Annotated in this window: 4 protein-coding genes and 1 pseudogene; 3 read left to right on the top strand and 2 right to left on the bottom strand. The window is 63.1% G+C overall.

Annotation, left to right across the window (positions count from 1 at the left end; genetic code table 11):
* The 3 genes and pseudogenes from ABZE94_RS19490 to betA all read left to right on the top strand — a co-directional run.
* A pseudogene (locus ABZE94_RS19490) lies at window positions 1-277 on the top strand (ribosomal subunit interface protein); the annotation flags it as partial.
* Window positions 278-1101: 824 nt separating this feature from the next.
* Window positions 1102-3156: a choline BCCT transporter BetT gene (gene betT, locus ABZE94_RS19485; protein WP_372877585.1), complete on the top strand. Its 2055-nt coding sequence runs from the start codon at window positions 1102-1104 to the stop codon at window positions 3154-3156.
* Window positions 3157-3198: 42 nt separating this feature from the next.
* On the top strand, window positions 3199-4896 hold the full coding sequence (gene betA, locus ABZE94_RS19480; RefSeq protein ID WP_372877583.1) for a choline dehydrogenase: 1698 nt from the start codon (window positions 3199-3201) through the stop codon (window positions 4894-4896).
* Window positions 4897-5113: 217 nt separating this feature from the next.
* On the opposite strand, the gene ABZE94_RS19475 is transcribed toward betA, so the two are convergent.
* Both ABZE94_RS19475 and ABZE94_RS19470 read right to left on the bottom strand, forming a co-directional pair.
* Window positions 5114-5359, bottom strand: a complete 246-nt coding sequence (locus ABZE94_RS19475; protein WP_372877581.1) for a 4-oxalocrotonate tautomerase family protein — start codon at window positions 5357-5359, stop codon at window positions 5114-5116.
* Between the two features lie 130 nt (window positions 5360-5489).
* Complete coding sequence (locus tag ABZE94_RS19470; RefSeq protein WP_372877579.1) at window positions 5490-6224, bottom strand: SDR family NAD(P)-dependent oxidoreductase; 735 nt, start codon at window positions 6222-6224, stop codon at window positions 5490-5492.
* Window positions 6225-6425 lie beyond the last annotated feature (201 nt).

Raw genomic sequence — 6425 nt, 5'->3', positions numbered from 1 at the left:
CGGCGTCGACGACAAGCGCTGCCAGATCGAGGCACGGCCCAAAGGCCACCAATCCATTTCAGTCACCCACAAAGCCTCATCGCTCGATCAGGCCGTGGACGGCGCCACCGAAAAAATGCGCCATGCCCTCGAACACATGGTCGGCAAGCTTGTGGTCAGGGCCGTATCCACCGGGCATATCGACGACCCTCGCCTGAGCGAAGAGCCCGAACAAGTCACCGAGGCCCTGCTGCAGGAAGAATTCCTGGCCAACGAAGAAGCCCTGAGCCGCGGTTAAGGCACTCACATCCGTTGATTTCTGAATGATTGCCATGAGGGGTTGCCATGCATGCATGGCAACCCCTTTAAGGTTGCGCAAACCGTCCCGGAACCCGCCAAGCCAGCCCGCGGCCACTCCCTTGCAGCTGCCGGTCTGTTGCGTAACAAAACCCCTGTGCTCCGCCGCCGATTGTCTGTCCGCCGGCTGCTGCTCAAGCAGGCGTCACAGTCCCCAAAGCGCCAACGCAATCCACGACCGCCGCCCAGCAAACCCGATGGTTACCCGTTGACTGTTGCGAGCACTGCAGGCGTGAAATGCGCGGATAAAAACCAGGCGCTCTCTTTCTGCCCTTATCAAACAACCCATATATCATTGATTTTATTGATTATTGTAGGAGCGGCTTTAGCCGCGAATTCTTCGCGGCACAGCAAAGCTTCGCGGCTGAAGCGGAACGCCGCCCGGCCGCTCCTACAGGTACCCACAAGCCGACAGACACGATTGCCCCCCGTTTGCTGCGCGACAGCGCGGCGTCGACAACAAGGCAGGCCGCTCCTTCGGATGACAGGCCCCCCATGCCATACGTCACGGGGGGCAGCGCCTGATTTATCGCCGCGCTCCAGCGCGAAATAGGCCCACCTGTTTTTTCCCTTCTATCATGTACACGATGCATTGGTATTTATGTCGGCCCGCCGATGTCGATACAGGCTGCGGTGAATCAGCCGTACAACCGTATAGCCGGAGAGCGGCCTTTCGCCATGGATCGTTCTGGCGGGAGCGAACAGACTGATTTCTGAGGCGTCGATGTCCGGGCACGCGGGCGTCTGATCGCAGGAGGGTCGGACATGTACGATTCCAGTCACATCCACCATGATCTGTCTGGTGGCAAGGATCGGATCAACCCCATCGTTTTCTACGGCTCTACACTGGCCATCGTCGTGTTCGCCTTGTGGGCGATGGTTTTCACCGAGGCAGCCAACGCGGCCATCTACGCGGCGCTCGGGTGGATATCCAACACCTTCGGCTGGTTCTACTTCATCGCCGTAGTCGCCTATCTGGTGTTCGTCATCGTGATCGGTATGTCCCGCTTCGGCAGCATCAAGCTCGGGCCCGACCACGCCGAGCCGGAGTTCAATGTGGTGACCTGGGCGGCTATGCTGTTCTCGGCCGGTATCGGCATCGACCTGATCTTCTACTGCATCGTGGAGCCCATTACCCAATTCATCAGCCCGCCGGTGGGCGAGGGCGGCTCCATCGAGGCCGCCCGCCACGCCATGGAAATTACCTTCCTGCACTGGGGGCTGTCCGGCTGGGGCATCTACACCCTGGTGGGGCTGTGCCTGGCCTTTTTCAGCTACCGTCATGGCTTGCCATTGCGGATCCGCTCGGCCCTGTTCCCGGTGTTCGGCAGGAAAATATTCGGACCGCTGGGGGATGTGGTGGATATCGCAGCGGTCCTGGGCACCGTCTTCGGGGTCGCCACCAGCCTGGGCATCGGCATCATCCAGCTGAACTTCGGTCTCAACTACATGTTTGGCGTGCCCGAAAGTACGCTGACCCAATCGATCCTCGCCATCCTGATCGTGGTGTTCTCCGCCGTTTCCGCGGCCACCGGCGTCGAGCGCGGCATCCGCCGGCTGTCGGAATTCAACATGCTGCTGGCCGTGCTGCTGATGCTCTTCGTGCTGATCGCCGGCAATACCATGTTCCTGCTCAACGCGTTCGTGATGAACGTCGGCGACTACCTGGGCCACTTCGTCCAGTTGTCCTTCAACACCTACGCCTTCGCCCCGCCTACCGACTGGCTCAATGGCTGGACGGTGTTTTTCTGGGCCTGGTGGATCGCCTGGGGACCCTTCGTCGGCCTGTTCCTGGCGCGCATCTCGCGCGGGCGAACCATCCGTACCTTCGTGGCCGGCACCCTGATCCTGCCCTTGACCTTCATGATGGGCTGGATGTCCATCATGGGAAACAGCGCCATCGAAATGGTCATGGGCGGCGCCACCGAGTTTGGCGAACAGGCCATGACCAACCCCGGTTCCGCCATCTACCTGTTCCTCGAGAACCTGCCCTGGGTAACCCTGACCACCCTGGTGACCACGCTGCTGGCGATCGTGTTCTTCGTCACCTCCGGGGACTCCGCCTCGCTGGTGCTGTCGAACCTCACCTCCATCATTCAGAACCCCAACGACGACGCCCCGACGTGGATGCGCATCGTCTGGGCGGCGATTATCGGCGTGGTCACCCTGGCGCTGTTGATGACCGACGGCCTGTCGGCGTTGCAGAGCGCCGTGGTGGTCATGGGGCTGCCGTTTGCCTTCGTCCTGTTCCTGATGATGATCGGCCTGACCAAGGCACTGAGGCTGGAAGCCATGAAGGCGGAAAGTCTCAAGTCGTTAGGCCGTCACTTGCCGGCAAGCACCACAAGCGCCGGCGGCGCCCACCCGTCCTGGGCCTCGCGCCTGTCCCGGGCCATGAGTTTTCCGAGTGAAAAGGAAGCGCAGACCTTTCTCGCCGAAACCATCCAGCCGGCGATGGAGGAGGTCAAGGCCGTGCTGGCGGAGAAGGGTTACCACGCCAGCGTGGAGACCGGTGACGAAGCCCTGCCCCATCTGAGCCTGAAGGTGGATCTCGGCGAGGAGTTGAACTTCGCCTATCGGGTCTACCCCAACCAATGCCTGATGCCGTCGTTCACCCTGCGCGCGCCGCGCCCCCAGGCCTATTACTACCGGCTCGAGGTGCACCTGCACGAGGGCGGTCAGGGCTATGACCTGATGGGCTACAGCAAGGAACAGGTGATCGAGGATATCGTCGACCAGTTCGAGAACCACCTGCATTTCCTGCATTTGCAACGGGAGGCGGGCAGCAGTAGCGCACCGGAGCTTGGCGACGCTACCTAATCCTTGGCGGCGGCAGCGCCCTATCCGTCGAGGAGGCGGCACATGAACCAGGCAACGTTCGATGAGGAATTCGATTACGTGATCGTCGGCTCCGGCTCGGCGGGGGCCGTGCTGGCCAACCGACTGAGCGCCGACGGCCAGCATCAGGTGCTGGTGCTGGAGTTCGGCGGCAAGGACAACTCCGTGTTCATCCAGATGCCGACCGCCTTCTCCATTCCCCTCAACATGAAACGGTTCGACTGGGGCTTCTACACCGAAGCGGAGCCGGGATTGAAGGGGCGACGCATCCACCAGGCCCGGGGCAAGGTGATCGGTGGCTCCTCCTCGATCAACGGCATGGCCTATGTGCGCGGCTGCGCCGGCGACTTCGACGAGTGGGAGGCGCACGGCGCCAAAGGCTGGGGCTATCGGGACGTGCTGCCGTACTTTCGGCGCTCGGAAGACTGCGTCTACGGCAGCGACGCCTACCGCGGCACCGAGGGGCCGCTCACCACCTGCAACGGCAACGACATGAAGAACCCGCTCTACCGTGCCTTCATCGAGGCCGGCCGGCAGGCCGGTTACGGCGAGACCCGGGACTACAACGGCTACCGCCAGGAAGGCTTTTGCCGCATGGACATGACGGTGCGCGATGGCGTGCGCTGCTCCACCGCCCTGGCCTACCTCAAGCCGGCGCTGGGGCGACCCAACCTCAAACTGGTCATGCATGCCCTCACCACCCGGGTGATCATGGCGGGCAAGCGCGCCTCGGGGGTGGAGTACCGTCGGGGCGGCACGACCCGGCGCGCCCGGGCACGCCGGGAGGTGATCCTCTGCGCCAGCAGCTTCAACTCGCCCAAGCTGCTGATGCTCTCCGGCATCGGCCCGGCCCAGCACCTCAAGGCCCACGGTATCGCGGTGGTGCACGACTTGCCGGGGGTGGGGCAGAACCTGCAGGACCACCTGGAGGTCTGGGTCCAGCAGGCCTGCACCCAGAAGATCACGCTGAACGGCTGGCTGAACCCGCTGGCCAAGCTGTGGATCGGCGCCCAGTGGTTCTTCTTCAAACAGGGACTGGGCGCGTCGAACCAATTCGAGTCCAACGGCTACATCCGCAGCCGCGCCGGCCTGCAATACCCGGATCTGCAGTACCACTTCCTGGCTGGCGCCATCGCCTACGACGGTTCCAGCGCGGCCGCGGGCCATGGTTTCCAGGTCCACCTCGGACACAACAAGCCCGCCAGCCGCGGCTGGGTGCGGCTCAAGTCCAGCGACCCGGCCGAGCCGCCACAGATGTTCTTCAACTACCTCAGCGAGGAAGCGGACAAGCAGGCCTACCGCAGCGGCCTGCGCCTGACCCGGGAGATCTTCGCCCAGCCCGCGTTCGACCCCTACCGCGGAGCGGAACTGTCCCCCGGCAAGCAGGTGCAGAGCGATGACGAAATCGACAACTGGCTCGCCGAAACCGCCGAAACCGCCTACCACCCCGCCGGCACCTGCCGCATGGGCAGCGACGCCATGGCGGTGGTGGACCCGGAATGCCGGGTGCACGGCGTGGAGGGTTTACGGGTGGTGGACTCCTCCATCATGCCGACGCTGACCAATGGCAACATCAATGCCCCCACCATCATGATCGGCGAGAAGGCCGCCGATCACATCCTGGGCAAGGGTCTGCTGCCTCCCGCCGAGGCGGACGTGTTCTTCGCCGAGGACTGGCAGAACCGCCAGCGCCTGGGTGGGGCCGAGCGCAAGCTCGAGTAGTCACGATTGCACGACCTGCCCCGATCAGTCCCCTCTCCCCACTGGGGACGGCCGGCGAGGAGAGGGTGAGGGGAGGTTACCGAGGCAACGCAACTATCGGCTACAAACAGTCTCTGCGATAAACCCAGCTCCGCAAGATGTGCGGGCCGCGTAGGAGGAGCGCAGCGATACTCCTCGTAAACTGGGTCGCGCTGCACCAACGCCGGGAAAGACTCAATCAATCCGCCGTTCGCTGCCGGTACTCGGTGGTGGTGATGCCGGCGAAGCCCCAGTTATCCGTGTCGACTTCCTCGATCACGATATGGGTCAGGTCGGGGCGTTTGTTCAACACCCGTTGCAGGGTTTCGGTGATCTCGCGAATCACCTGGGCCTTCTGTTCGCGGGTAACGCCGTCGCGGGTAATGCGTACATTGACGAAAGGCATATCGATACTCCTTGGGGTTTGAATTGGCGATGTGCCCATCGCCTGTTGCGTTGGGCTATTGCCACTGCGTTTGAAACGGTCAGAGTGCGTAGGGTGCGCCGTGCGCACCAGCAGGTGAGGGATCGCCGGTGCGCACGGCGCACCCTACGCATTGGTTTTTAAACTGGGTTTACCACTTGCCGACGCTCATGCCGCCATCCACCGGCAGCACTGCGCCGGTGGTGAAATCGGCGTCCGAGAGATAGAGCACGGCGTCGGCGATCTCCTCGACGCGTCCCACCCGTCCGGCTGGATGCAGGCCGGCGAGGAAGTCGTGGGTCGCCGGGTCATGCATCGGTGTATCGATGATCCCCGGCGCCACCGCATTCACCTTGATGTTGTACGGCGACAGCTCCAGCGCCAGGGCGCGGGTCGCCTGATTCAGGCCGCCCTTGATCAGCACCGGCAGCATGGCCGGCACCGCCAGGTTCGGTTGCAGCGCGATGCTCGCGGTGATGTTGATGATGTGGCCCTGACGTCGCTCGATCATGTGCCGCGCGGCGGCCTGGGAGGCGTACACCACGCCCTTGAGGTTGGTCTCCAGCAGGCTGTGCAGCTCAGCGGCCGTGTAGTCGATAAAGGGCTTGGCCAGGAAGAAGCCGGCGTTATTCACCAGCACATTGACCTGACCGAAGCGCTCGATGGCGCGAGCGATCAGGCGCGGCGCGGTGGCCGGGTCGGCGATATCGCCGGCCACGCCGAGAAAGCGCCCGTTGCCGCCAAGGGTTTCGGCGGCGTCGGCCAGCCGCTCTGCCGAGCGCGCATTACCGACCACATTGAAGCCGCGGGCGAGATAGGCCTTGGCCAGGCCGAGACCGATGCCGCTGGAGGCACCGGTGATAACGACAGTTCTGTTGTTGCTCATGGTGATAGTCCTGTTGGGGAGTGGAAGGCAGCGCTGTTGGGCAGGACTATATTTGTGCGTCGAAAGCGGATAAATATGCAGCCAGACACTTCACTTGATACACGGTGTAATCAATGCGGCGACAATTCGACGATGTACTGCTGGGCAGCATCGAGCTGTTCTGTCTGGCGGCGGAGATCGGCAGCTTCACCGGCGCGGCTT

Origin of the sequence: Pseudomonas sp., assembly GCF_041601375.1 — a bacterium.
In the GTDB taxonomy this organism is placed as follows: domain Bacteria; phylum Pseudomonadota; class Gammaproteobacteria; order Pseudomonadales; family Pseudomonadaceae; genus Aquipseudomonas.
The sequence above is the reverse complement of the archived record's forward strand: the minus strand, read 5'-3'. Positions and strand labels throughout refer to the sequence as shown.